Origin of the sequence: Streptomyces flavofungini (genome assembly GCF_014650815.1) — a bacterium.
GTDB lineage: Bacteria > Actinomycetota > Actinomycetes > Streptomycetales > Streptomycetaceae > Streptomyces > Streptomyces flavofungini.
Genome location: NZ_BMVR01000010.1, coordinates 200,889 through 224,114, shown reverse-complemented (window position 1 = coordinate 224,114; position 23,226 = coordinate 200,889). Strand labels below are relative to the sequence as shown.

18 protein-coding genes and 1 pseudogene are annotated in these 23,226 nt (G+C 72.7%); 10 read left to right on the top strand and 9 right to left on the bottom strand.

The window, feature by feature from the left end; genetic code table 11:
* Positions 1-11 precede the first annotated feature (11 nt).
* The 6 genes from IE274_RS26185 to IE274_RS26160 form a co-directional block, all read right to left on the bottom strand.
* A complete protein-coding gene (locus tag IE274_RS26185) occupies positions 12-1,034 on the bottom strand; it encodes a Gfo/Idh/MocA family protein (RefSeq protein WP_190118340.1) in 1,023 nt (340 codons plus the stop codon).
* Positions 1,031-2,131, bottom strand: a complete 1,101-nt coding sequence (locus IE274_RS26180; protein WP_229909813.1) for a Gfo/Idh/MocA family protein — start codon at positions 2,129-2,131, stop codon at positions 1,031-1,033. Before IE274_RS26180 ends, IE274_RS26185 begins: the two co-directional genes overlap by 4 nt.
* A 36-nt stretch (positions 2,132-2,167) precedes the next feature.
* Entirely contained in the window at positions 2,168-3,055 is an 888-nt protein-coding gene (locus IE274_RS26175) for a carbohydrate ABC transporter permease (protein WP_190118339.1), read from the bottom strand.
* Positions 3,048-3,992: a carbohydrate ABC transporter permease gene (locus IE274_RS26170; protein WP_190118338.1), complete on the bottom strand. Its 945-nt coding sequence runs from the start codon at positions 3,990-3,992 to the stop codon at positions 3,048-3,050. The genes IE274_RS26175 and IE274_RS26170 overlap by 8 nt, the downstream gene beginning before the upstream one ends.
* Positions 3,992-5,254: an ABC transporter substrate-binding protein gene (locus IE274_RS26165; RefSeq protein WP_229909812.1), complete on the bottom strand. Its 1,263-nt coding sequence runs from the start codon at positions 5,252-5,254 to the stop codon at positions 3,992-3,994. The genes IE274_RS26170 and IE274_RS26165 overlap by 1 nt, the downstream gene beginning before the upstream one ends.
* 86 nt (positions 5,255-5,340) lie before the next feature.
* Positions 5,341-6,468, bottom strand: a complete 1,128-nt coding sequence (locus IE274_RS26160) for an ROK family transcriptional regulator (RefSeq protein ID WP_190118337.1) — start codon at positions 6,466-6,468, stop codon at positions 5,341-5,343.
* 292 nt (positions 6,469-6,760) lie between these two features.
* Between IE274_RS26160 and IE274_RS26155 the strand changes: the two genes are divergently transcribed.
* From IE274_RS26155 to IE274_RS26125, 7 genes and pseudogenes are all read left to right on the top strand, one after another.
* Positions 6,761-7,588 carry an SAM-dependent methyltransferase gene (locus IE274_RS26155; protein WP_190118336.1) on the top strand — a complete coding sequence of 276 codons (828 nt, stop codon included), beginning with the start codon at positions 6,761-6,763 and terminating at the stop codon, positions 7,586-7,588.
* 143 nt (positions 7,589-7,731) lie between these two features.
* Positions 7,732-8,742 (top strand): annotated as a pseudogene (locus IE274_RS26150) (SPFH domain-containing protein); the annotation flags it as partial.
* Positions 8,743-8,855: 113 nt separating this feature from the next.
* On the top strand, positions 8,856-9,755 hold the full coding sequence (locus tag IE274_RS26145; protein WP_190118334.1) for a hypothetical protein: 900 nt from the start codon (positions 8,856-8,858) through the stop codon (positions 9,753-9,755).
* Positions 9,756-9,983: 228 nt separating this feature from the next.
* Positions 9,984-10,976 (top strand): AraC-like ligand-binding domain-containing protein, encoded by a 993-nt coding sequence (locus tag IE274_RS26140; protein WP_190118333.1) that lies wholly within the window; start codon positions 9,984-9,986, stop codon positions 10,974-10,976.
* 153 nt (positions 10,977-11,129) lie between these two features.
* On the top strand, positions 11,130-12,248 hold the full coding sequence (locus IE274_RS26135; RefSeq protein WP_190118332.1) for a mechanosensitive ion channel family protein: 1,119 nt from the start codon (positions 11,130-11,132) through the stop codon (positions 12,246-12,248).
* Between the two features lie 317 nt (positions 12,249-12,565).
* Positions 12,566-13,969, top strand: a complete 1,404-nt coding sequence (locus IE274_RS26130; protein ID WP_190118331.1) for a family 2B encapsulin nanocompartment shell protein — start codon at positions 12,566-12,568, stop codon at positions 13,967-13,969.
* On the top strand, positions 13,956-15,482 hold the full coding sequence (locus tag IE274_RS26125; protein ID WP_190118330.1) for a cysteine desulfurase: 1,527 nt from the start codon (positions 13,956-13,958) through the stop codon (positions 15,480-15,482). Before IE274_RS26130 ends, IE274_RS26125 begins: the two co-directional genes overlap by 14 nt.
* Before the next feature lie 28 nt (positions 15,483-15,510).
* Here IE274_RS26125 and IE274_RS26120 read toward each other — a convergent pair whose 3' ends face one another.
* From IE274_RS26120 to IE274_RS26110, 3 genes are read right to left on the bottom strand one after another with little or no spacing between them, the layout of a single operon-like run.
* Positions 15,511-16,308, bottom strand: a complete 798-nt coding sequence (locus tag IE274_RS26120; RefSeq protein WP_190118329.1) for a hypothetical protein — start codon at positions 16,306-16,308, stop codon at positions 15,511-15,513.
* A complete protein-coding gene (locus IE274_RS26115) occupies positions 16,295-16,945 on the bottom strand; it encodes an ABC transporter ATP-binding protein (RefSeq protein WP_190118328.1) in 651 nt (216 codons plus the stop codon). The genes IE274_RS26120 and IE274_RS26115 overlap by 14 nt, the downstream gene beginning before the upstream one ends.
* On the bottom strand, positions 16,942-17,691 hold the full coding sequence (locus tag IE274_RS26110; protein WP_190118327.1) for a TetR/AcrR family transcriptional regulator: 750 nt from the start codon (positions 17,689-17,691) through the stop codon (positions 16,942-16,944). The genes IE274_RS26115 and IE274_RS26110 overlap by 4 nt, the downstream gene beginning before the upstream one ends.
* Positions 17,692-18,077: 386 nt before the next feature.
* On the opposite strand from IE274_RS26110, the gene IE274_RS26105 reads away from it, so the two are divergent.
* The 3 genes from IE274_RS26105 (at position 18,078) to redW (ending at position 23,205) form a co-directional block, all read left to right on the top strand.
* Positions 18,078-18,863 (top strand): AfsR/SARP family transcriptional regulator, encoded by a 786-nt coding sequence (locus IE274_RS26105; RefSeq protein WP_190118326.1) that lies wholly within the window; start codon positions 18,078-18,080, stop codon positions 18,861-18,863.
* Positions 18,864-19,102: 239 nt separating this feature from the next.
* Positions 19,103-22,003: a polyketide synthase gene (locus tag IE274_RS26100; RefSeq protein ID WP_190118325.1), complete on the top strand. Its 2,901-nt coding sequence runs from the start codon at positions 19,103-19,105 to the stop codon at positions 22,001-22,003.
* Complete coding sequence (gene redW, locus IE274_RS26095; protein WP_190118324.1) at positions 22,000-23,205, top strand: L-prolyl-[peptidyl-carrier protein] dehydrogenase; 1,206 nt, start codon at positions 22,000-22,002, stop codon at positions 23,203-23,205. Before IE274_RS26100 ends, redW begins: the two co-directional genes overlap by 4 nt.
* Positions 23,206-23,226 lie beyond the last annotated feature (21 nt).

Sequence of the window (23,226 nt, the reverse complement as noted above, 5' to 3'; positions counted from 1 at the left end):
GCACGGGCCCCTCACCCGGCGACGGCCACCGGCACCCCCGTCCGCGCCGACGCGTACCCCGCCGCCACGATCCGCAGCGTACGGAGCCCGCCCGCACCGTCCGCGACCTCCATGCCGTCCGCGCCGGGGCCGTACAGGAACGCGCGCAGCATCGCCGCGTCCAGGTCGACGCCGAAGGAGAGTTCCAGGGCGCGGCCGTGGCGTTCGCTGTGGCCGTGGACCTTCTGGTCGAAGGCGTCCATCTCCAGCGTGGCGTGCTCGCCGACGAGGGTCAGCTCCAGGCCGCCCCAGGCGGGGTGGGAGCGCGGGTGGGACCAGCTGCAGTCGATGGTGGCGACGGTGCCGTTGTCGTAGACCACGGTGACCAGGCCGCTGGTCTCGGCGGTCACCTCGCCCTCGTACAGGAGGTTGTTGGTCTGGGCGTAGACCTCCACCGCGCGGGCCGCGAACAGGTCGTCGAGGAGGTCGGCGATGTGGACGGTGTGGTCCATCAGGGCGCCGCCGCCCGCGAGTTCGGGGTCGGCGAACCAGCGGCGGGTCCGGGTCGGCATATGGCCGTTGTTGGCACCGGACACGGTCAGGACACGGCCGGTGTCACCGGCGGCCACGGCCCGCTTGACGGCCGCGTACGCCGGGCTGAACCGCACCGGGAAGGCCACCGCGAGCCGCACACCGGCCGCCCGGCACGCGGCGACCATCGCCTCGCCGTCCGCGACGGTGGTCGCGAGCGGCTTCTCGCAGAGGACGTCCACCCGGTGCGCGGCGGCCAGCTCGACCAGCGGGCGGTGCCGGGCGTTCTCCGAGCAGACGATCACGGCGTCCGGCCCCCAGGCGAAGGCCTCCTCGTACGTGTCCACGTACGGGACGCCGTGCCCCTCGGCGAACGCGCGGCCGCGGGTCTCGCCGGGCGCGGCGAGCGCGTTGAGCGCGCTGTCCGGGTCGCTGCCGATGACCTCCACTCCGGGCAGGTCGCGCAGCAGGGTCAGATAGGCCGCCGCGTGGACGTGGGCGAACGACAGGACGGCGACCTTCATCGGGCGGACTCCTCGTTGTCTGCGGGCCCGGCGTGCCCGGCGTGCTGTGCCGGGTCGGCCGGTGCGGGGGCCGCGTGGCCCGCTGTGGGGGCTGGGGTCAGTTCGACGGCGCGGCCCGTGCGGCTCGACTCCACCGCCGCGCGCGCGACCCGCACCGCCTCGATGCCGTCGCGGGCGCTCACCCGCGGCCGGACCGCCGGGTCGTCCCAGGACGCGGCGAACTCGCGGAGTTCGGTGAGGTAGGGGCTCTCCGTCATGGGGCTGGAGGGGATGCCCTCGTTGGCGGCGCGCTCGCCCTGCGCGGTGATGCGGAAGCCGGGCACGGCGGTGGAGTCGTGGCGCAGCAGCCCGTCCGCGCCCGCGATCCGGAACGTCGTACGGAACTGCTGGTCGGGCAGTCCCCACAGGCCGCTGACGTGGCTGACGGCGCCGGAGGCGTGGGTGAGGACGGCGGTGGCGGTGACGACGTCGGCCGGGGCGCCGGTGGCGTGTTCGATGCCGCGGGTCTGGGCGTGCACGCGCACGACGTCGCCCGCGACCCAGCGGGCGATGTCGATGTCGTGCACCATCAGGTCCATGATCACGCCGCCGGACTGGGCGGGGTCGGCGAACCACGGCGCCCACTGCGGGCGCGCCCCGCCCCGGGTGAAGCGCAGGACCGCGAGCGGGCCGAGCTCGCCGCGGACGACGGCGTCCCGCATGGCCGCGTAGGCGGGGAAGTAGCGGACCACGTGCGCCGGGTGCAGGCGCACGCCCGCGGCGTCGGCGGCGGCCGCGATGTCCTCGGCGTCCGCGACGGTCAGCGCGAGCGGCTTCTCGCAGACGACGTGCCGTCCGGCGGCGATCGCGGCGCGGGCGAGGTCCTTGTGGGTGGGGGTGGGGGTGCAGATGTCGACGGCACGGCATGGGGCGAGGAGGTCGTCGAGGGCGGGCACGGCGGTGATGTCGTGCCCGCGTGCCGCGTACTCGGCGGCGAGTTTCTCCGCGGAGCCGTCCTGGGTGTGGACGCTGACCCGCGCGCCCAGTTCCAGCCAGCCGGGCAGGTGCGCGCGGGCGATGCCGCCCGCGCCGAGCAGGCCGATGTGAAGCGGTGGCATGGAGGTTCTGGCCTTTCTCTGTACGTCGGTGTGCCGTCAGCCCTTGGACCCGGAGAAGGCGACGCTCTGTACGAAGTGCCGCTGCAGGAAGACGTAGACGAGCAGCATCGGCAGGCTCGCGATCAGCGACCCGGCCATCATCACCGGGTAGTTGGTCTCGTACTGGCCCTCGAGGGAGGTCAGGCCCGCGCTGATCGGCATGGCGTCGGGGTCGGTGTTGACGATGAGGGGCCACAGGAGGTCGTTCCAGGCGGTCATCGCGGTGATGACGGCGAGCGCGGCGAGCGCGGGCCGGATCAGCGGCAGCATGATCGACCAGAAGATGCGGAAGGAGCCCGCGCCGTCGATGCGCGCGGCCTCCTCCAGTTCCTTGGGCAGCGCGAGGAAGGCCTGGCGCAGCAGGAAGGTGCCGAAGGCGCTGAACATGCCGGGCAGGAACAGCGCGGGCGTCGAGTTGAGCAGCCCGAACTGCTGGATGATGTCGTACTGCGGCAGCACGAGCAGGGAGCTCGGCACCATCAGGACGGACAGGAAGAGGCCGAACAGCAGGTCGCGGCCCCGGAATTGCATGCGCGCGAAGGCGTAGGCGGCGAGCGAGCAGAAGACGAGCTGACCCGCCGTGCGTCCGGCGGTGGCCAGCGCGCTGTTGGTGAGCATCTCGCGGAACGGCATCGCGGTGAAGACCTCGTCGAAGCTCGACCAGTTCCAGTCGTCGGGCAGGAACGTGGGCGGTACCCGGGAGACCTCGGCGAGCGACTTGAGCGCGGTGAGCGCCTGCCACAGGAACGGGAAGACCATCACGAGGGCGCCGAGCGAGAGCACCAAGTGGGTGGCCACGGAGCCGCCGTTGACACGCCACCGGGGTCGCGCGACGGCGGCCTCGGCACCGGTCGCCCGCGCGCCGGTGATCTCGGTGTCAGCCATAGTGCACCCACTTCCGCTGGAGCCGGAACTGCAGATAGGTGAGGCCCGCGATGAGCAGCATCAGCAGGAAGGCGAGGGCGGCCGCGGCGCCCTGGGCGTTCTCGATGAACGCCCATGTGTAGAAGAGGCCGACGACCGACTGGGTCTCCCCGACCGCGGGGTTCTTCTCGCCCATCATGATGAAGATCAGGTCGAAGGTCTGCAGGGACTGGATCATGCAGATGACGGACGCGAAGAACAGCGTGGGGCTGAGCAGCGGCAGGGTGATGGTGAAGAAGCGGCGCACGGGGCCCGCGCCGTCCAGCTCCGCGGCCTCGTAGTAGTCCCGGGGGATCGACTTGATGCCCGCCATGAAGATGATCAAGTAGTAGCCGGTGGTCGACCAGACCATGACGGCGCCGATGGCGAGCACGGCCGTCGAGGGGTCCGACACCCAGTAGTGCCGGTCGACGCCGAACCACCCGAGGATCTCGTTCAGGAGCCCGAAGTCGCCGTTGTAGAGCCAGTTCCAGACCAGGCCGACGGCGACGGGCAGGGTCACGAACGGCACGAAGTACAGGGCGCGGTAGACGGCGACGCCGCGCAGTCCGCGCCGGTTGAGGAGCGCGGCGACGACGATGGCGAGGGGCAGCGCGACCAGCCCGATGCCGCAGTAGATGAGGGTGTTGCCGAGGGCCTGCCAGACGGTGACGTCGCGCAGCACGCGCGCGTAGTTGTCGGTGCCGGTCCAGGTGTGGCCGCCGAAGGGGCCGAACTCGGTGAAGCTGAAGTAGAACGTCTGGATCATCGGCCAGAAGTAGAAGACGCCGAAGCCGATGCCGAGCGGCGCGATGAAGCCGTACGCGGCCCGCTGGCCGCGCCGGACCGGCCGCGCGGCGGTCCTGGGTGCCCGGCGTCCGGCCGACTTCGCGGCCGCCGTGGCGGGGAAGAGACTCATCAGCCGCGCTCCTCCTTCAGGGCCCGGTCCATCTGCTCGCCCAGGGTGCGGGCGGCGTCCTCGATGCCGCCCTTGCCGCTGAACGCGGCGCCGAGGAGCGGGTATTGGAGGTTCTCCCAGACGGCGGTGTTCTTCGAGCTGGGGTACGGCACGCCGTACTTCTCCATGTCGATGAAGTGCTTGAGGTCGAACTCCGGCATCGACTTCAGCCAGGCGTCCTGGGTGCCCGCGTAGCTGGAGATCGTGACGCCCGACTCGGCCTGGATCTCGGCGGCCCTGCGGCTCGCCATGAAGTGCACGAACTTCCAGGCGGCGGCCTTCTTGTCGCTCTTGGCGGAGATGACGTTGGCCAGGCCGTGGATGACGGTGGTGCGCTCGCGGCCCTTGGGAAGGACGGTGACTCCGGCGTGGTCCTTGAGGGCGGGCACGGCGTACATCTGCCCGGCCATCGCCGACAGGTCGTGCACCATGGCCACCTTCTCGGACCAGAAGCGCACCCGGCCGATGTTCTCCACCATCGCGGACTGCGGCGGCGACCAGCCGCGGTCGATCATGTCGGTGAGGAATCGCAGGCCCTCGACGGAGCGCTCGTCGCCGAAGCCGGAGTGGCCGTCGCGCAGGACGTATCCGCCCGCGGCGTGGATGGCCGGGTAGAGGACGAGTTGGCGCTGCATCTCGGAGCAGAAGCCGTGCACGCGCTCGCGCGGGTTGGTGAGTTCGGCGGCGGCGTCCCGCAGGTCGTCCCAGGTCCAGCTGGTGTCGGGGTACTTGACGCCCGCCTTGTCGAAGAGGTCCTTGTTGTACCAGAGGCCGATGGTGTCGAAGTCCTTGGGCAGCCCGTACTGGATCCCGTCGTACGCGTACAGCCGCACCAGTTGCTCGGGGTGGCGGTCGACCGGGGTCCGGTCGTGCTCGATGTGCTCGGACAGCGGCTCCAGGACGTCGTGGGCCGCGTAGAGCTGGAAGTTGACGGCGTTCATCCAGAACACGTCGGGGGCGGTGCCGCCGCGCATCGATGTCTTCAGGGTGGTCCAGTAGCTCGACCACGGGGTGAGCTCGATGCGCACGGAGATGTCCGGGTTCGCCTTCTCGAACGCGGCGATGATCTGCTTCATGCCCGGGACCTGGGCGGGGTCCCACATGCCGTACGAGACGGTGGTGCGGCCGCCGCCGTCGGCGCCGCCGCCCTCGTCCGAGCAGGCGGCGAGCACCGGGGCCGACGCCGCGGCCAGGCCTGAGCAGAGGAGGGTCCTCCTGCGCATACGCGCCTCCGCTTCCGTTGGGGTGGGGGTGGCTTGAGGTCACCGGGGGCCGGGCCCGGCGCGGGCGCCGACCCGGGCGCCGGCGGTCAGCCGACCGGGTCCGCGAGCAGTTCCTCCTCCACGCGGTCGAGTGCCTTGCGCACGGCGCCGAGGGCGACGCCGCGCTCGCCGAGGGTGCTCAGGGCGATCCGGGGGACGTGCAGCGTCTGGGGCCGCAGCCGTTCCTCCAGGAGCGGTACGAGGTGGGCGCCGAGCGGGGTCGCGCCGCCGGTGAGGACGACGAGTTCGGGGTCGAGGGCGAGGGCGAGGGCGGCGATGCCGGGCGAGATGCGGTCGGCGAAGTCCGCTATGGCGTCGAGCGCGCGCGGGTCCGCGGCGTCGGCCGCCCGGGCCAGCGCGGCCACCTCGGACTCGCCGTCGCGCAGCCCGTCCTTCCAGGCCAGGGCCTCGTGCGCGCGGCCCATGCCGAGCAGCGGAAGCAGGCCGAGTTCGCCCGCGCCGCCCCGGCCGCCGCGGTGCAACTGCCCGCCGATGGTGAGGCTGCAGGCGACGCGGTGGCCGGTCAGGACGCAGACCACGTCCCCGGCGAGGGTCGCGGCGCCCTGCCAGCGCTCGGCGAGCACGGCGAGGTTCACGTCGTTCTCGACGAGCGTGTGCCCCGTCTCGCCGTCGGCGAGCAGGCGGCCGAGGTCCACGCCGGACCACTCGGGCACCACGACGGAGGTGATGTGGCCGCTCGCGTCCACCACGCCGGGCACGCCGACGCAGCGGGCGAGCACCAGGTCACGGCGTACGGTGTGGGCGTCGAGGAAGGCGTCGAGGCCGTCCTGGAGCAGCGCGAGGCGCGGGCCGCCGCCCAACTCCGGGTCGATGTCGGCGCGTTCGGCGGCGAGGACGTTGCCGCCGAGGTCGGCGAGGAGCAGCACCATCTTGTGCAGCCCGATGTCGGCCCCGAGCACGTACCCGGACTCCCCCCGGAACCGGAACCGCCGCGCGGGCCGCCCCCGCACCCGCTCCCCCGCGTCGGCCTCGGTCACCCACCCCTGGGCGGCGAGTTCCTCCAGGGCCGCGTCCACGGTGGGCCGGGACAGGCCGGTGCCCGCGGCGAGTTCGGCGAGGGTCTGGGGGCTGCGGCGGTGCAGGGCGCGCAGGACGACGGTGGTGTTGAGGCGACGCAGGGCGGCCAGGTCGTGGCCACGCGTCCGTTTTCGCATGAGTTCTGCACCCCGGGGGAAGTGGTGGGACAGCTCGACTACGGCCCCATTAAAGGGGTGTGACGCGGCTCGCGTCGAGATTCGGTAGGAGAGTTGCATAAAGCTGCTCCGCCGGGAAGACCCCACGGAGGGCCGATTCCCTTACGGTCACCGGCCGTTGCCCGTACGGTCACGGGACCTTGCCCGCACCGCCGCACGATCCCTGCCGGTACGGTCACGGGACCCCGCGCCATCGTCCCGCGGCCGGGCCCGAGCGGCCCGAACCACCGTCCCCGTCCGAGGAGTTGCCCCCATGACCGCAGTCCCGCCCACCGCCGACGGTATCGGCGCCGCCGACGGCCTCGACACCGGCACCCCGCACCCCGCCCGCGTCTACGACTGGTTCCTCGGCGGCACGGACCACTACGCGGCGGACGCGGAGCTGGGGCGGCAGCTGGTCGCGCTGGACGCGAGCACCAAGTACTGCGCACAGCACAACCGCTGGTTCATGCGGCGGGCCACCCGCCACCTCGCGGGCACGGCCGGAATCCGCCAGTTCCTCGACCTCGGCAGCGGCATACCGACCGAACCGAACCTGCACCGCGTCGCCCAGTCCGCCGCACCCGACGCGCGGGTCGTGTACGTGGACAACGACCCGATCGTCCTCGCGCACGCCGAGCCGCTGATGGCCGGATCCGCGACGGGCGCGAGCACCTTCCTCCAGGCGGACGTCCGCGAGCCCGACCGCATCCTCGAACTCGCCGCCACCGTCCTGGACTTCGACCAGCCGATCGCCCTCTCCCTGATCGCCCTCCTGCACTTCGTCAGCGACGACGACGGGGCACGCGAGATCGTCGCCCGCCTCACCGGCGCGCTCGCGCCCGGCAGCCACCTGGTGCTCTCCCAGATGGCGGGCGACTGGATCCCCGAGCGCACCGACCGCGCCGTGGAGATGTACAAGGCGGGCGGCGTCACGCTGGTCCCGCGCTCCCGAGCCGAGGTGGAGCGCCTCTTCGACGGCTTCGAACTGCTCCAGCCGGGCTTGGTGTGGCCGCCCGACTGGCGTCCGGAGCTGGGGGTGGACGAGGTGCGGGACGGGACGGAGGTGCCGTTGTACGCGGGGGTGGGGCGGAAGGGCTGAGGGGGCCTCCTGGCCCGAGTCGGCCCGGCGAACGGCTCCCCGCAGCAGGCCCCCTCCCCGCCACCTCCCCTTTTGGTCGTCTTGACGATAAGCGCGCCGGAGCCCTATCGTCGGGATGACGAAAAACGGGGAGGGGTTCCACCATGGCCGACATCACCCGGCGCCTTGGCCTGCGCCATCTGCGGTCCGCGCCGACCGCGCACATCCGGCACCACAAGAACGGGAAGCTCGCCCACGACGGGCCGGGGCTGAGCTTCTGGTTCCGCCCGCTGAGCGCGGCGCTGTCCGAAGTGCCGGTCGACGACCGGGAGTTGGCAGTCGCCTTCCACGCGCGCACCGCCGACTTCCAGGACGTCACCGTGCAGGCCGCGGTGACCTACCGGATCAGCGACCCGGCGGCGGCCGCCGCCCGCCTGGACTTCTCCGTCGACCCCGACACCGGGGTCTGGCGGTCCGCTCCCCTGGAGCAACTGTCCACGCTGCTCACCGAGTCGGCCCAGCAGCACGCCCTCGACGTACTCGCCCGGATGCCGCTGTCGGCCGCGCTCGCGGAGGGGGTGGCGGCGGTGCGGGAGCGGGTGCGCACCGGGCTCGGCTCCGAACCGCGGCTGCCCGCCACCGGGATCGAGGTCGTCGCCGTACGCGTGGTGGCGATCCGGCCCGAGCCGGAGGTGGAGCGCGCGCTGCGCACCCCGGCGCGCGAGCGCATCCAGCAGGACGCGGACAGCGCCACGTTCGAGCGCCGGGCCGTGGCGGTCGAGCGCGAGCGCGCCATCGCCGAGAACGAGCTCGCCAGCCGCATCGAACTCGCTCGCCAGGAGGAGCAGTTGGTCGCCCGGCGCGGCACCAACGCGCGCCGCGAGGCCGAGGAGAAGGCCGCCGCGGACGCCGTACGCACCGAGGCCGAGGCCGCCCGCACCGTCGCACTCGCCCAGGCCGAGGCCGAAGCCGCCCGCACCGTCGGCGAGGCGCGCGCCGCCGCCCAGCGGTCCTGGCTGACGGCCCACGCGAGCGCCGACCCGGCGACCCTGCACGCCCTGGCGGCGACCCGCCTCGCGGAGAACGTGCCGCGCATCGAGAGCTTGACGCTCACCCCGGATGTGGTGACGGGGTTGCTGGGGAGGCTGGGGCGCGGTGGGGGCGGCGTCGGGGCCGAGGCGGGTGCCGACGCGGACGCCGGGGCCGGGGCCGGGGGAAGCCCTGGCGCGGGCGCCGCTGCCGATCAGGGCGCGCGTGGCAGCCGCGGCTCGGGCGGCGGAGGGCACTCATGACGCTGGCGCCGCGTGCCGTCCTCGTGCACCGCACCACCGAGTACGAGGAGTTGCTCGCCCGGCACGGCACGCACGGGCAGGCCGCGTTCTTCCTCTCCTCGCGCGGCCGGGACATCGACGAGGTGGCCGGGCGGCACCGGCTGGCGCAGCGGGCGCTCGCCGACGTGGCGGCGGCGGTGCCGCTGCGGTGGCGGACGGCGCGGGTGGAGCGCGCGGACCTGGACCGGTTCCTGTTCGGGCCCGAGGACGTGGTGGTCGTGGTGGGGCAGGACGGGCTGGTCGCGAACGCCGCCAAGTACCTGTCGGGGCAGCCGGTCGTGGGGGTCGACGCCGAGCCGGGGCGGAACCCCGGTGTGCTGGTGCGGCACCGGGCCGCCGACGCGGCCAAGCTGCTGCCGCACGCGGCGGCGGGGGCGGCCGGGGCGGACGAACTCACCATGGTCGAGGCGGTGACCGACGACGGCCAGCGGCTGCGCGCCCTCAACGAGATCTACGTCGGCGCCGCCGGGCACCAGACGGCCCGCTACCGCCTCAGCTCCGGCGCGGGGCCGGGCGGCACGGAGGCCCAGGCGTCCTCCGGGGTCGTGGTCGGCACCGGCACGGGTGCCACTGGCTGGCTGGGTTCGCTGCGCCGCCAGGCCGCGGACGGCCCGCGCCCACCGGAACCGTACGAGGCCCGCCTCCTCTGGTTCGTCCGGGAGGCCTGGCCGTCCCCGACGACCGGCACCACCCTCGTGCGCGGCGAACTCACCGCCGGCCAACGCCTCTGGCTCACCGTCGAGTCGGACCACCTCGTGGCCTTCGGCGACGGCATGGAGACCGACGCGCTCGGCCTCGGGTGGGGGCAGAGCGTGCGGGTGGGGGTGGCGGCGGGGGCGCTGCGGCTGGTGGGCTGAGGGGGCGGTGGGGCCTCGGGGGCGGTGGGGGCCTCGCGGGCTACGGGGGCAGCGGCCTGGCACGGCAGGGGCGGGCGTGCGGGGTGCGCCCCTGCCCGGGTTGTCTGGCCTGGGGGTTGCAGGTTTGCCCAAGACTTGCCCAACGTCGTGGGTGCATCGTGCTGGCTTGAGGGCACCGTGCGCGGCCGGGTGCCCCCTGGCCCACTCACGGCGGAAGGCAAGGGACAAGTGATCGAGACCTTGTCCACCACCGAGGACCTCCCCTGGGGAGAGCGCTTCGCCAACTGGAACGAGCTGACCTCCCGCGCCGTCCTCCCCACCCGAGCGCGATGTCACGACGAAGCGGGCTTCCAGGCATCGGCTCTGGTACTCGGCTCGGGCACCCTGCAGATATCGACCGGCACGTCGTGGTCGTCGTATTCCGCGGCGCGCACCCAGAAGCTCATCCGGCAGTCGGACCCGGAGCGGTACCTCCTCGGCGTCGTGCGCTCCGGAAGACCCCGATTCAGCCAGGGGAACCACGACGCCCGCCTCAGCGCCGACGACTTGATCGTCCTCGACTCCTCCCAGCCGTTCACCTCGCACCACGAGCCCGGCAAGCTCGAGACCCTGATCCTCCCCAAAGCACTCCTGCCGCTCCCCGCGGCGCAGGTGGCTCCGCTGCTGGCCCAACGGCTCCCCGGGAACACCGGCATCGGCGCCGTCCTCGCCCGCTGTCTCCAGGAGATCGCCTGCACGGACAGCCGGTACCGAGGTGCCGACATCATCCGCCTGCTCGACACCGCCCTGGAACTGCTCGCCGCCCTGCTGGCCCACGAGCTCCAGTCGCCGCACGCGCTGTCCCCCGAGAGCCAACAGCATTCCCTGCTCGCCCGCGTCCAGTCCTTCATCCACCAGCACCTGGCCGACCCCGACCTGTCACCGGCGACCGTCGCCCACGCCCACCACATCTCCCTGCGCCGCCTGCAACAGGTGCTCGCCACCGCGGGCACGACCCCCGCGGCCCTGATCCGGCGCAAACGACTGCAGCAGTGCCAGCGCGCCCTGCTGGACCCCGGGCACGGCGGGTGCACCATCCGGACCATCGCCGCCCGCTGGGGCTTCACCAGCCACGCCCACTTCACCCGGCTCTTCCACGCCACCCACGGATCATCACCCAGCGAATACCGGGCCTCCCACGGCTCGCTCCTGCGCACACCGACGAGCCCACCGCACGACTAGCCGACGACGACTCGGGGCGTTCGCGGAATCCTCCCCGTGCGGCGACGAAGATCGCAGGTGGGGGCCGGTGCAGGACCCCCGGCCAGGTAGGGCAGGATGGGCGGCCGTGTCTTCGCGCACGGGAGCGAACCGGCCGACCATGGGAGCGTATTGATGGACCGAGCCCTCACTCTGCACGACTGGACGATCGCCGGGACAGCGGTGCTCTGCGGGCTCGCGGCGGCGGTGCTGCTGCGGATGTCGCTGCGCTGGCTCGGGGAGCGGGCCAGTCGGACCCGGTGGGGCGGGGACGATGTCATCGTCGACGCCGCCCGCGCGCTCGTGCCGTGTGCGGCGATCGCGGGCGGGCTCGCCGCGGCGGCGGCCGCGCTGCCGCTGACGCCGCGTACCGGACGTACCGTCACCCTCGTCCTGTCGGCGCTGCTCATCCTCGCCGCCACGGTCACCGCGGCCCGGATCGTCGCGGGGCTCGTCAAGTCGCTGGCCCAGTCGCGCTCCGGCGTGGCGGGCTCGGCGACCATATTCGTCAACATCAGCCGGGTCGTGGTGCTCGCCATCGGGTTCCTGGTGGTGCTGCAGACGCTCGGTGTGTCCATCGCGCCGCTGCTCACCGCCCTCGGCGTGGGCGGGCTCGCGGTCGCGCTCGCCCTGCAGGACACCCTCGCGAACCTCTTCGCGGGCGTGCACATCCTCGCCGCGAAGACCGTGCAGCCGGGCGACTACATCCGGCTGACCAGCGGTGAGGAGGGCTACGTCGTCGACATCAACTGGCGCAACACCTCGGTGCGCAACCTCTCCAACAACCTCGTCATCATCCCCAACGCCAAGCTCGCGGGCACCAACATGACCAACTACAGCCGCCCCGAGCAGGAGCTGTCGATCATGGTGCAGGCGGGTGTCGGCTACGACGCCGACCTCGACCGCGTCGAGCAGGTCACCGTCGAGGTCGTCGACGAGGTCATGAAGGACATCACCGGGGCCGTCCCCGACCACGAGGCCGCCATCCGCTTCCACACGTTCGGCGACTCCCGGATCGGCTTCACGGTGATCCTGGGCGTCGGCGAGTTCAGCGATCAGTACCGGATCAAGCACGAGTTCATCAAGCGGCTGCACCGGCGCTACCGCGCCGAAGGCATCCCCGTCCCCGCCCCGACCCGCACGGTGACCGTGCGGCAGGGCGCGGTTCCTGTGCTCATCCCCCATCAGCGGGACGCGGAACACAGGGATGCGGTCGATGTTCCGGCGGTACCTCACGACGACACCCAGGCCTGATCCGGCGTCCGGTCCGGCCCGGCCCGCTGCCCCTTCTCGAACCCTCTCGAACCTTCTCGAAAGGCCTTGCATAAGGGGGTGTTGGGGGGCCGCGAACTACCCGTGGGGGAGGAAAACCGGTCGCATATGACGGGCGGGCAGTCGCCCCGGCCCGGGCCCGCGCGCCACACCCCTGCCGTACAGCGCCGGAATCCCCGCTCCCGGATCCATGGTCGGCCTTTTCCGGCCGATCGCTAAAAGTAGTTGAAAAGTTACACCTTGTGGTCACGGAACCGCACGCAGACGATCGGCCCCTGCCCGTCTTCGAGGAGGTTCCCGTGAACGATCGCCTTTCGCTCTCTCCGGATTCAGCACGGCAACTCGCGACCGCGACCAAGACCGCGCCGCAGATGCGCGGCACCACGCCCCGCTATCTGCTGCGCGCGCTGCCCTGGGTCGACCTCAAGTCCGGTGTGTACCGCGTGAACCGGCGCCGCACGTTCATGCTCGGCGACGACCGGATCGCCACGCACACCGACGGCGGTTCGCCCCGCGTCATACCGGGCGACCTGCGCGAACTGCCGTATCTGCGGGACGCCGAGGAGTCCTGCCTCACCGAACTCGCGGGCGCCTTCACCGAGGTCAGCTTCGAGGCCGGGCAGGTCCTGGCGCAGGAGGGCGACCCCGCCGAGCGGCTGTGGATCATCGTGCAGGGCCGCGCCGAGAAGCGGGTGACCGGGCGCTACGGCGAGGAACAGCTCATCGAGGTCATCGGCGACGGCCAGTTCTTCGACCTGGGCGCCTGGACCCGCGAGGAGCAGGCGCCGTACCGCGTGCGGGCCCTGACCCCCGGCACCGCGCTGTGCGCCGACCGCGGCGCCCTCGCCGCGCTCGCCGACCGCGACGCGGGCGTACGGAACTCGATCACCGCGTACGTCTCCGGCAACGGCGTCCGGCCCGGGGCCGAGGTGCCGGTCGACCTCACCTCCGGCCACGTCGGCGAGCCCGACCTGCCGGCCACGTACGTCGACTACGAGGACGCGCCCCGCGAGTACCACATGACGCTCGCGCAGACGATCCTGCGCGTCCACACCCGCGTCCACGACGTCTACAGCGGCGACGTCGACCAGACCCGCCAGCAGGCGCTGCTCACCGTCGAGGCGCTGCGCGAGCGGCAGGAGGCGGCGCTGCTCAACCACCCGGAGTTCGGCCTGTTCCACAGTGTGGCGCCGGGCCAGCGGGTGCAGACACGCACCGGCTCGCCGACCCCGGACGACCTGGACGAGCTGCTGTCGAAGGTGTGGAAGCAGCCGAGCTTCTTCCTCGCGCACCCGAAGGCCATCGCCGCCTTCGGCCGCGAATGTACGCGGCGGGGTGTGCCCCCGGTGACGGACAGCCGCTTCGGCAGCCCGCTGCTCACCTGGCGCGGGGTGCCGCTGCTCCCGTCGGACAAGGTGCCGTTCAGCAACGGTGTCAGCGGCAACGGCTCGGGCGCGGCCCTCGGCACCACCGAGATCCTGCTCATGCGGATGGGCGAGGCCGACCGGGGCGTGGTCGGCCTGCGGCCCGCGGAGGTCGCCGACGAGGTCGAGCCCGGTCTGTCCATGCGGAACATGGGCACCGACCAGAAGGGCATCAGCTCGTACCTGATGACGGCGTACTTCAACACGGCGGTGCTGGTCGAGGACGCCATCGCGGTGCTCCAGAACGTCGAGGTGAACAACTACCATGACTACTCCTGATCTCAGGGCGCTGCTGCGTTCCCCTGAGCAGGTGCCGTCGCCGACGGCCACCTCGGCAGCCGGGATCCCGGCGACGCCCTCGGCGACCGCGGCGCCGACGACTCCGGCGGTACCCACGACCGGCGTGCCCGCGGCGGCGACCCCCGCCCCCGCGGACGTACCGGCCGTCCCCGCCGAGACACCGACGGCGGCCACCACCGTCCCCGCCGCACCCCCGGCCGACCTCTCCGGCCTCACCGCGACGCCCCCCGGCGCCTTCTCGCCCGAGGCCGCCCGCAAGGACGTCCCGATCCTGCACCGCACCGTCAACGGGCATCCGCTCGTCTGGCTCGACAACGGGGCGACCACGCAGAAGCCGCGGCAGGTGATCGAGGCCGTGAGCGCGTACTACAGCGCGGCCAACTCCAACATCCACCGCGGCGCGCACACCATGGCGCGCGAGGCCACGGAGCTGTACGAGGCGGGGCGCGGCGCGGTCGCCGAGTTCCTGGGGGCGCCCTCGCCCGACACGATCATGTTCGTGCGGGGCACCACCGAGGCGATCAACCTGGTGGCGCAGAGCTGGGGCCGGGCCCACCTCGGGCCGGGGGACGACATCCTCGTGCCCGTCCTGGAGCACCACTCGGACATCGTGCCCTGGCAGTTGATCGCCGAGGAGACGCGCGCACGGGTCGTGCCCGTGCCGCTGACGCCGGACGGCGAGATCGACCAGGCCGCGTACGCCGACCTGTTGTCCGCGCGCACCCGGATGGTCGTGGTCAGCCAGGCCTCGAACGTGCTCGGTACGGTGCCGCCGGTGGCCGAGATGACGGCGCTCGCGCACCGGTACGGCGCGAAGGTGCTGGTGGACGGCGCGCAGGCGGTGGCCCACATGCCGGTGGACGTGCAGGAACTCGGCGCGGACTTCTACGCGTTCTCCGGGCACAAGCTGTTCGCGCCCACGGGCATCGGCGCGCTGTACGCGACGCCGCAGGCCATGGCGGAGATGAAGCCCTGGCAGGGCGGCGGCAACATGATCGAGTCGGTGAGCTTCGAGCGGACCACGTTCGCGGCGATGCCGCACATGATGGAGGCCGGGACCGGCCACATCTCGGGCGTCGTCGGCCTGTTGGCGGCGATCGACTGGCTGCGGGGCTTCGACCAGAGCGCCGTGGCGGCGTACGAGCAGGCGCTCATGGCGTACGCGATGCAGGCGATGGCGACCGTGCCGGGCCTGGAGGTGATCGGGTCGGCGGCCGAGCGGATCGCGGTCATGACCTTCACGATGGCGGGCCACGATCCGGCGTCGATCGCGAGCTGGCTGGACAAGGACGGGATCGCGGTCCGTGCGGGCCACCACTGCGCGCAGCCCGCGCTCGCGCACTACGGCCTGGAGTCGGCGGCCCGCGCCTCGTTCGCGCTGTACAACACCTCGGACGAGGTGGACCAGTTGGTGGCGTCGCTGCGGCGGCTCGGCCAGTCGGGACAGACCGGCCGGACCGAGCAGTCCGGGCAGGCCGCCCCGGCGCAGTAGCCGCGTGCCACCCCGGGATCCGGGGCCGTCAGCCCGTGGGGCGGCGGCTCCGGGTCCGGACGTGGAACACGATGAGGCCGATGACGGCGAAGGACGCCGCCCAGATCAGGCCGAGACCGAGGTAGCGCCACAGGACGGTGTCGCCGAGCGAGCCGCCCACGGAGAACTGCATCGGCCCGAAGGACGGGAAGTACTGCAGGACCGGCTTGTTGGCGGCCGGGTTGCCGAGCGGGTTCTGCAGGAACGTGTCGGTGAGGCCGCCCATGATGATGAGGAAGAAGCCCTCCAGGTCGTTCTTGACCAGGACGCCGAGGAGCAGGCCGAGCGAGCCGTAGGTGAGGGTCATGGTGACGAACCCGGCGAGGATGGTCGCCCAGCCCGTGAACCCGGGGCGCCAGTACAGGAGCAGCGCGAGGGCCGTGTAGAGCGCGATGGTGCCCGCGACGATGCCGATGGCGAGCATCTTGGCGCCGATGAGGGTGGACTGGCGGAACCCGGCGAAGGCGAGGCGCCTGTCGAAGGCCAGGGCCTTGCGGACGGCGTCGAAGACGACGAAGCCGGAGATCATCGTGAGTGAGTTGAGCCCGGCGGTGATCAGGGTGATGTGCTTGCCGGAGACGCTCAGCATGTCGCCGGTGGCGTACAGCTTGAAGTCCAGGCCCTTGTCGCCCGCGATCGACGTCATCAGCAGGTACCAGAGCGGCACGAACCCGAGCAGGAGCAGCGCGGCGAGGCGGTTGCGGCTCTGTTCGCGTACGGAGAACCGCAGCGCGGTCGGGAACTGGGCGTAGAGCGGGGTGCCCGTGAGGGTGTCAGGCGCCGGCATGGGTGTGCTCCTTCACTTCCAGATCGCGCGGCGTCAGCCGGCCGTCGACGAGGTCGGCGAGGACGTCGAAGCGCTCCTGCTCGAAGACGAGGTGGGTGATGACGACCACGGCCTTGTCCCGCTCGTGCAGTTGGTCGACGAGGTCCCAGAAGCGCAGATACGTCTCCCAGTCGAAGCCCTGGTACGGCTCGTCGAGGAGCAGGACGTCGGGGTCGTGCAGGAGCGCGAGCGTGAGGTTGAGCTTCTGGCGGGTGCCGCCGGACAGGTCGCCCGCCGCGGTCTCGCGGTACTTCGCGTAGCCGAGCAGGTCCACCAGTTCGTCCGCGCGGTCCAGGCTGGTCAGGCGGTGGGCGGCGGCGAAGTAGCGCAGGTGCTGGTCCACGGTGAGGTTGGCGTTGAGGACCGGGTCCTGGGGGCAGTAGCCGAGGGCGCCACTGAGGGTGACCTCGCCCTTGTCGACGTGCAGGGTGCCCGCGATCGACTTCAGGAGCGTCGACTTGCCGGAACCGTTCTCGCCGACCACGGCGACCAGTTGGCCGGGCTCGACCGTGAGGTCCACGCCGCGCAGCACCTGATGTCGGCCGTAGGCCTTGTGGATGTCCCGGGCGGTGAGTGCGGGCTTCGGCCTTGTGGTCATGCCTGGGCTCCTTCTGCTTCCGGCTGAGCTGTTTCCGCCTGCGGTTCTGCTGCTGGTGTTCGTGCTGGTGCTGGTGCTTGCGGAGCTTCAGGTGCTTGGGGTGCTTCGGGCGTTTGGGGTGCTTCCGGTGGCGCGTTCAGCCCGCCCGCGTAGATGGTCAGGAGCTCCGGGCCCCAGCGGGCCAGGCCCGCCGCCGACAGCGGGTCCACGCCGAGTACCCCGGTGAGCTGGTCACGGAGCAGGAACACCGACAGGTCGTTGACCAGCAGCAGCGCGGCACGGACCTGCGGGTCGCCGCCCCGGGCGGCGGCGCCCGATTCGGCGAGGTCGTCCAGCGTCTCCCTGCTCATCGCGTACAGCCGCCGGAACAGGCCGCGGCCCGCTTCCGTGTCGGACAGCAGCAGCCGTCGCAGATAGCCCGGCAGCGGTGAGCCGACCGGCAGGTGACGCAGGAAGATCTCGCCGAGCGAGCGCGCCGCCGCGGCCGACTCGCCAAGGAGCTCCGGGCCGCTCTCGCCGGTCAGCTCGCTGAGCATGCCCTCGAAGACGGTGATGACGTACTGGTCGACCTCCTGGCGCAGGCCGTCCTTGGAGCGGAAGTGGTGCACCACGAGTCCCGGCGAGACACCGGCCGCGGTGGCGATCTGCCGGACGGTCACCACGTCGGGGCCGTGCGCGGCGAAGAGGCGCAGGGCCTCGTCTCTGATGACCGCCCGTGTGGTGCGGTCCTCGGGCATTGAACGCATGTACAGCAGACTAAACGCTCGTTCAATCGACTGTCCAGTACCGCCGGAACGCCGGGCTCCGGGGTGCTGGCGTGGGGCGGCCGGTGCACGGGGGCACGGCAGCGGAAGGCCGCGCGGCGGGCGGTCGTCAGTCATCCGTGGAGGCGTGCGGCGTCCGTCTCCACGGATGATGGATGCGGATATCCGGAAATTGATCGGGACCCGTACGGACGAAACCCGTCAGGTGATCGATGACACCCGGACACCACCCCTGCAAAACTCGTGCCCAGCCGAAAGGACAGGGCCAAGAGGGGGCCAAAGGGGGCCTTGTAGTCTCTTCTCCCCGAGCGACCAGTGCTGCCCTTTGCTGTCCAGTGATGCCGTTTGCTGTCACCGGGGGGAACGTCATGCACATCAATATCCTGGGGCCCGTCTCCGTGGCCGCGGACGGGAAACTCCACGGAATTCAGGCCAACAAGGTACGGGCCATGCTGGCCACGCTCGCCCTCGACGCGGGCCGGGCCGTCTCGCACGGCGACCTCGCCGACGAGCTGTGGGCGGGTCAGCCGCTCGGCAACACCCGCAACGCGCTCCAGGCGCACGCCACCCGGCTGCGCAAGGCCTTCGACGGCCACGAAACGTGCCGCCGGGGCGCGACGGTGCTGCGGGCGGTGCGCGGCGGCTATCTGCTGGACGTGCCGCCCGCCTGCGTCGACGGCAACCGTTTCCTCGACCTGGCCACGCGCGGCGCGGCCGCGCTGCCCGTGGCCCCCGAGCGGGCCATCGAGCTGCTGCAGGCCGGACTTGAGCTGTGGCAGGGGCCCGCGCTGCTCGACGCGGGCGACGGGCTGCGCTGCCAGGGCGCGGCCGCGCTCTTCGACGAGCGGCGTCTGACGGTCCGGGAGGACCTGATCCGGGCCCGGCTCGCCGTCGGTGACGCCGCCCGCGCGGTGGCCGAGCTGCGCCGCCTGGTGGCCCAGCACCCGCTGCGCGAGCGCTTCTGCGAGCTGCTGATGCTCGGCCTGTACCGCACCGGCCGGCAGGCGGAGGCCCTGGAGCTGTTCCATGTGACGCGGCGGCGGCTCGACGAGGAGCTGGGCGTGCAGCCCGGAATCGTGCTGCAGCGTCGGCACACGGAAATCCTGTCGCAGGATCCGGCGCTTTCCCTTTCAACTGCCACAGCCGCCACGTGAATCTCCGGGACCGCCATGGGAACGATTTCACCTCAGGGGTCCCACTTCTTGAAGTGTGACTCGGGGGGGCACTCCGTGGGCACTTCCCGGGGCGGCGGGAGGGATTTCGTCGCGCCGCGAACAGTGCCTGTCGACGGTGCCGTGAGCAGTGCCGCCAGCAGTGGCGTCAGCAGTGCCGTGAACGAGAACTCATTGCCAGGTAGAACATCTGGTTCGGCGACCGCAGGAGCAGCCGCGTGATGACGTCAGATCCGCAACCACCCCGGCGCGCCGCGCCCGTCCGGCCCGGGGAGCCCGTCGCCATCGTGGGTGTCGCGGCGCTCGACCCGGGCACGCTCGACGACGTCGTGGTGGACGTCGCCCGATTCGGCATCCCGCCGATGCAGGCCAGGTCCATGAACCGGATGCAGTTGCTGATGCTGGAGGCGGCCCGCCGGTGCCTGGCCGACGCGGGCCATCCGGAGCGGCCGCTGCCCGCCGAGCGCACCGACGTCGTCGCCGGTCTGTGCTTCGCCCTCGACCGGCAGCACGCGAACGCCCTGCGGGTCGAACTGCCCCGGTACGCCCGCGAGGTGGAGCGCGCGGCCGTCGCGGCGGGCGCCGAACCGGACAGCGCCGCGCGCGCCGGGGCCGAGCTGCGCGGGCGGCTCACGCGGCGGCTCGGCGGGTCGCCGCACGACCGGGTCGGCGAGATGGCCAGCACCATCCCGGCACGGATCGCGGCGGCCTTCAAGCTGCACGGCCGTACCCTCGCCGTCGAGTCCGCTGAGGCCACGTCGTTCGTGGCCCTCGCCCACGCGCTCGGGCAGTTGCGGGCCGAGGGGTCGGACGCGGTGCTCGTGCTCGCGGGGCAGCGGGACGAACATCCTTACGTGGCATGGGCGTTGGCGGCGAAGGGGCGGCCCGGGGCCGGGCAGCCGCCAGGGGCCGGACGGTCACCCGGCGCCGACGAGCCGCCCTCCGCACGCCCCCTACGCCCCCTCACCGAAGGCGTCGGCGCCGTCCTCCTCAAACGGCTCTCGGACGCCGTCCGCGACCAGGACCGCGTCTACGCCACGATCCTCGACTGCACCCTGCACCACGATCCGCAGCCCGGCTGCTTCCGCCCGTCCCGCTCCGCCGAGCTGTGGCAGCGGGCGGCCAGGGAATCACTGCGGGCGGCGGGGGTCGACGCGGAGACCGTGCAGTACGTCGAGTACGTGGACTCCGCCGTCACCACAGCCTCAGCCACAGCCGACACCACCGTCGCCACCGTCGCCACCGTCGCCACCGTCGCCGCAGACACCGCAGACACCGCAGACACCGCAGACACCGCAGACACCGCAGACACCGCAGACACCAGCGTCACCACCCACCACGAAGCCGCGACCGGCACAGCGCACCACCCCTCGGACGCCCCCGTCCTCGGCACCGGCGACGGCCGCGCCTTCGCGCACGCGGGCCTCGCCTCCCTCACCAAGGTCGCCCTGGCCCTGCACCACGGCCACTACCCTGGCCAACCCCTCGGCTCAAGCGCCGAGTCGGACGGCACGGCGACCCGGCACCCGGAGCCGGGCGCGCCCTGGCCGTCAGGCGTACGACCCGACACGCCACGCCGAGCCGTGGTCCAAGGCGCCTCCCTCACCGGCACGTTCAGCCACCTCGTACTGGAGGAGCACCCCGCCCCGCGGGCGGCGGAGCCCGGACCCGGAAACCACCCGGCCCCCCGGGGACGCGCCCGCCGCGCCTGGGCCTCGGCCACCCGGGCCGTGCCCGTCGCGGTGGTCGGCCTCGGCGGGCGCTTCGCCGGGGCCGCGGACGCCGCCGGGTTCTGGCGCGTCGTGGACTCGGGCCGGACCCGGATCGGGCCCGTGCCGGAGGCGGTGCTCGACCGGGAGCTGTACTACTCCCCCGGCGCCCTCAGCCTCACCCACTCGTACACCGACCAGGGCGGGCACGTACCGGTGCCCGCCGAGCCGCCGGAGGACCTGGCGGTGCTGCCGCCCCGGTACGCGGCGCTCGACGGCGCGCAGCGGCTCGCGCTCGCCGTCGCCGCCGAACTCTTCGCGCCGCGCCACGCGCTCGCGGGGCGCGGGGTGGTCGCGGTCGGCGGCACGCTGGGGCTGACGCGCGAGCGGCGCGCCCACGCGGATCTCGCCCTCGACGGCCTGGACGACACGGTCGTGGGGCTCCCGGCGCTCGCCGGGCTGTCCCCGCTGGGCCGCAAGAAGCTCCTCGAACGGCTGCGGGAGCGGACCGGGCGGGTCGCCGACGGCCTGCCGCCCGCGCTCCTCGACGGCTGTCTGGCCAGCGGCGTCGCCGCGCTGCTCGCCAACGAGTACGGGCTCGACGCGGTCCCGCTCGCCGTGGAGGCGGCCTGCGCGTCGTCGCTCGCCGCACTCGACATCGCCGTCGGCGCGCTGCGCTCCGGCGCGGCGGACTACGCCGTCGCGGGCGGCGTCGAACTGGCCTGCAACGTACGGGACATGGTGCTGTGCTCGGCGCTCGGCCTCCTGTCGCACAGCAGGAACGCGCCGTTCGACGCGGGTGCCGACGGTTTCACGCCGGGGGACGGCTGCGGGCTGTTCCTGCTGAAGCGGTACGACGACGCGCGGCGCGACGGAGACACCGTGCACGGCGTGATCCGTGCCGTCGGCGCGTCCAACGACGCCAAGTCGCTCATCGCACCGGACGTCGCGGGCCAGGTGCGCGCCATGCAACGCGCCTTCGCCCAGGTCGACTTCGAGCCCTGCACGGTCGACTACCTGGAGGCGCACGGCACCGGCACGAAGGTCGGCGACCGGGTCGAGATCGCGGCGGCGGCGCGCCTGTACGCGGGCGGGCCGCGGGCGGAGCCGCTGCGCATCGGCTCGGCGAAGTCGTTCTTCGGGCACACCTTCGCGGCGGCGGGCAGCGCCGGGCTGCTGCGCACGCTGCTCGCCCTGCGCGCCGGGACCCTGCCGCCCAACACGCTGCTGCGCACGCTCAATCCGGCGCTCGGCCTCGCCGCCATCCCCGCCGAGATCCGCACCGAGGCGGAGCCGTGGACCCGGCCGCCGGGCAGGCCGCGGCGGGCGGCCGTCAGCTCCTTCGGCACCGGCGGCATCAACTACCACGTGCTCGTAGAGGAGCACCGCGAGGAAGGGTCCGGACCACGATGAGCTTGTCCTTCGACGCCGACGCCGACACATCCGCCACCATCGGGACAGCTGCCGAAGCCGCGGAGATGTGCCGCATGGTCGAGGCCTTCGCGCGGCGCGAACTCGGCGACGTACCCACGTCGTTCGACCGTGCCGAGTTCCGGCGGCGCTGGCTGCTCGCGGGCGGGCAGGGCCTGGTCGGCAGTGTGGTGCCGGAGCGGTACGGCGGCAGCGGCCTGGACGCGGTGACGGCCGCGGCCGTCCTGGAGGCGCTCGGCTACGGCTCCCCGGACACCGGGTTCGCGTTCTCCGTGGCGGCGCATCTGTTCGCCGCGGTGATGCCGATCGTGGAGTTCGGCACGGAGCGGCAGAAGCAGGCGTGGCTGCCCGCGCTGTGTTCGGGCGAGCGGATCGCCGCGCACTCCATCACGGAGCCGGAGGCCGGTTCGGACACCCTCGCGCTGCGCACGCGGGCGGTGCGGGAGGGCGACCACTACGTCCTCGACGGCGCCAAGGCGTTCACGACGAACGCGCCCGTCGCGGACGTGTTCGTGGTGCAGGCGGCGACCGCGCCCGGCGGTGGCTTCTTCGGCCTGACGGCGTTCGTCGTCGAGGCCGACACGCCGGGGCTCACGGTCGGGCCCGCGTACGACAAGGTGGGGCTGCGCGGCTCGCCGACGGCCGATGTGCGCCTGGACGGGTGCGTGGTGCCCGCGAGCCGGGTCCTGGGCGCGGAGGGCGCGGGCGCGAGCGTGTTCGCGGGGTCCATGAAGTGGGAGCGCACCTGCCTGTTCGCGGCGTACCTCGGCGCGATGCGGCGCGTCCTGGAGTCCACGGTCGCGTACGTCAAGGAGCGCGAGCAGTTCGGTGTGCCCATCGGCGGCTTCCAGGCGGTGAGTCATCGCGTCGTCGACATGACGCTGGCCCTGGAGTCGGCGCGGCTGCTGCTCCAGGAGGCGGCGCGGGGCCTGGCGCGGGGCAGCGAGGACGAGGTCGCGCCCGCGCTCGCGAAGCTCGCCGTCAGCGAGGCGGCCGTACGGATCGGTCTCGACGCGATCCAACTGCGGGGCGCGCTGGGCGTCCTGACGGGCGGTGACGCCGAGACGCTGCTGCGGGACGCCTTGCCTTCGCGCATCTTCTCCGGGACCAATGAGATCCAGAAGAACAACATCGCCCGCGCCCTCGGCCTGGGCGGCAACCGCCGCTCGGGCGGAAGGCACTGACCGTACGGGCGTCACTCCTGA

Coding starts and splice junctions, on each gene's coding strand:
- IE274_RS26175 (WP_190118339.1), bottom strand. CDS start 3,055: ATGGCTGACACCGAGATCACCGGCGCGCGGGCGACCGGTGCCGAGGCC.
- IE274_RS26170 (WP_190118338.1), bottom strand. CDS start 3,992: ATGAGTCTCTTCCCCGCCACGGCGGCCGCGAAGTCGGCCGGACGCCGG.
- IE274_RS26110 (WP_190118327.1), bottom strand. CDS start 17,691: ATGCGTTCAATGCCCGAGGACCGCACCACACGGGCGGTCATCAGAGAC.
- IE274_RS26165 (WP_229909812.1), bottom strand. CDS start 5,254: ATGCGCAGGAGGACCCTCCTCTGCTCAGGCCTGGCCGCGGCGTCGGCC.
- IE274_RS26100 (WP_190118325.1), top strand. CDS start 19,103: ATGACGTCAGATCCGCAACCACCCCGGCGCGCCGCGCCCGTCCGGCCC.
- IE274_RS26155 (WP_190118336.1), top strand. CDS start 6,761: ATGACCGCAGTCCCGCCCACCGCCGACGGTATCGGCGCCGCCGACGGC.
- IE274_RS26135 (WP_190118332.1), top strand. CDS start 11,130: ATGGACCGAGCCCTCACTCTGCACGACTGGACGATCGCCGGGACAGCG.
- IE274_RS26115 (WP_190118328.1), bottom strand. CDS start 16,945: ATGACCACAAGGCCGAAGCCCGCACTCACCGCCCGGGACATCCACAAG.
- IE274_RS26125 (WP_190118330.1), top strand. CDS start 13,956: ATGACTACTCCTGATCTCAGGGCGCTGCTGCGTTCCCCTGAGCAGGTG.
- IE274_RS26105 (WP_190118326.1), top strand. CDS start 18,078: ATGCACATCAATATCCTGGGGCCCGTCTCCGTGGCCGCGGACGGGAAA.
- IE274_RS26145 (WP_190118334.1), top strand. CDS start 8,856: ATGACGCTGGCGCCGCGTGCCGTCCTCGTGCACCGCACCACCGAGTAC.
- IE274_RS26120 (WP_190118329.1), bottom strand. CDS start 16,308: ATGCCGGCGCCTGACACCCTCACGGGCACCCCGCTCTACGCCCAGTTC.
- IE274_RS26180 (WP_229909813.1), bottom strand. CDS start 2,131: ATGCCACCGCTTCACATCGGCCTGCTCGGCGCGGGCGGCATCGCCCGC.
- IE274_RS26185 (WP_190118340.1), bottom strand. CDS start 1,034: ATGAAGGTCGCCGTCCTGTCGTTCGCCCACGTCCACGCGGCGGCCTAT.
- redW (WP_190118324.1), top strand. CDS start 22,000: ATGAGCTTGTCCTTCGACGCCGACGCCGACACATCCGCCACCATCGGG.
- IE274_RS26160 (WP_190118337.1), bottom strand. CDS start 6,468: ATGCGAAAACGGACGCGTGGCCACGACCTGGCCGCCCTGCGTCGCCTC.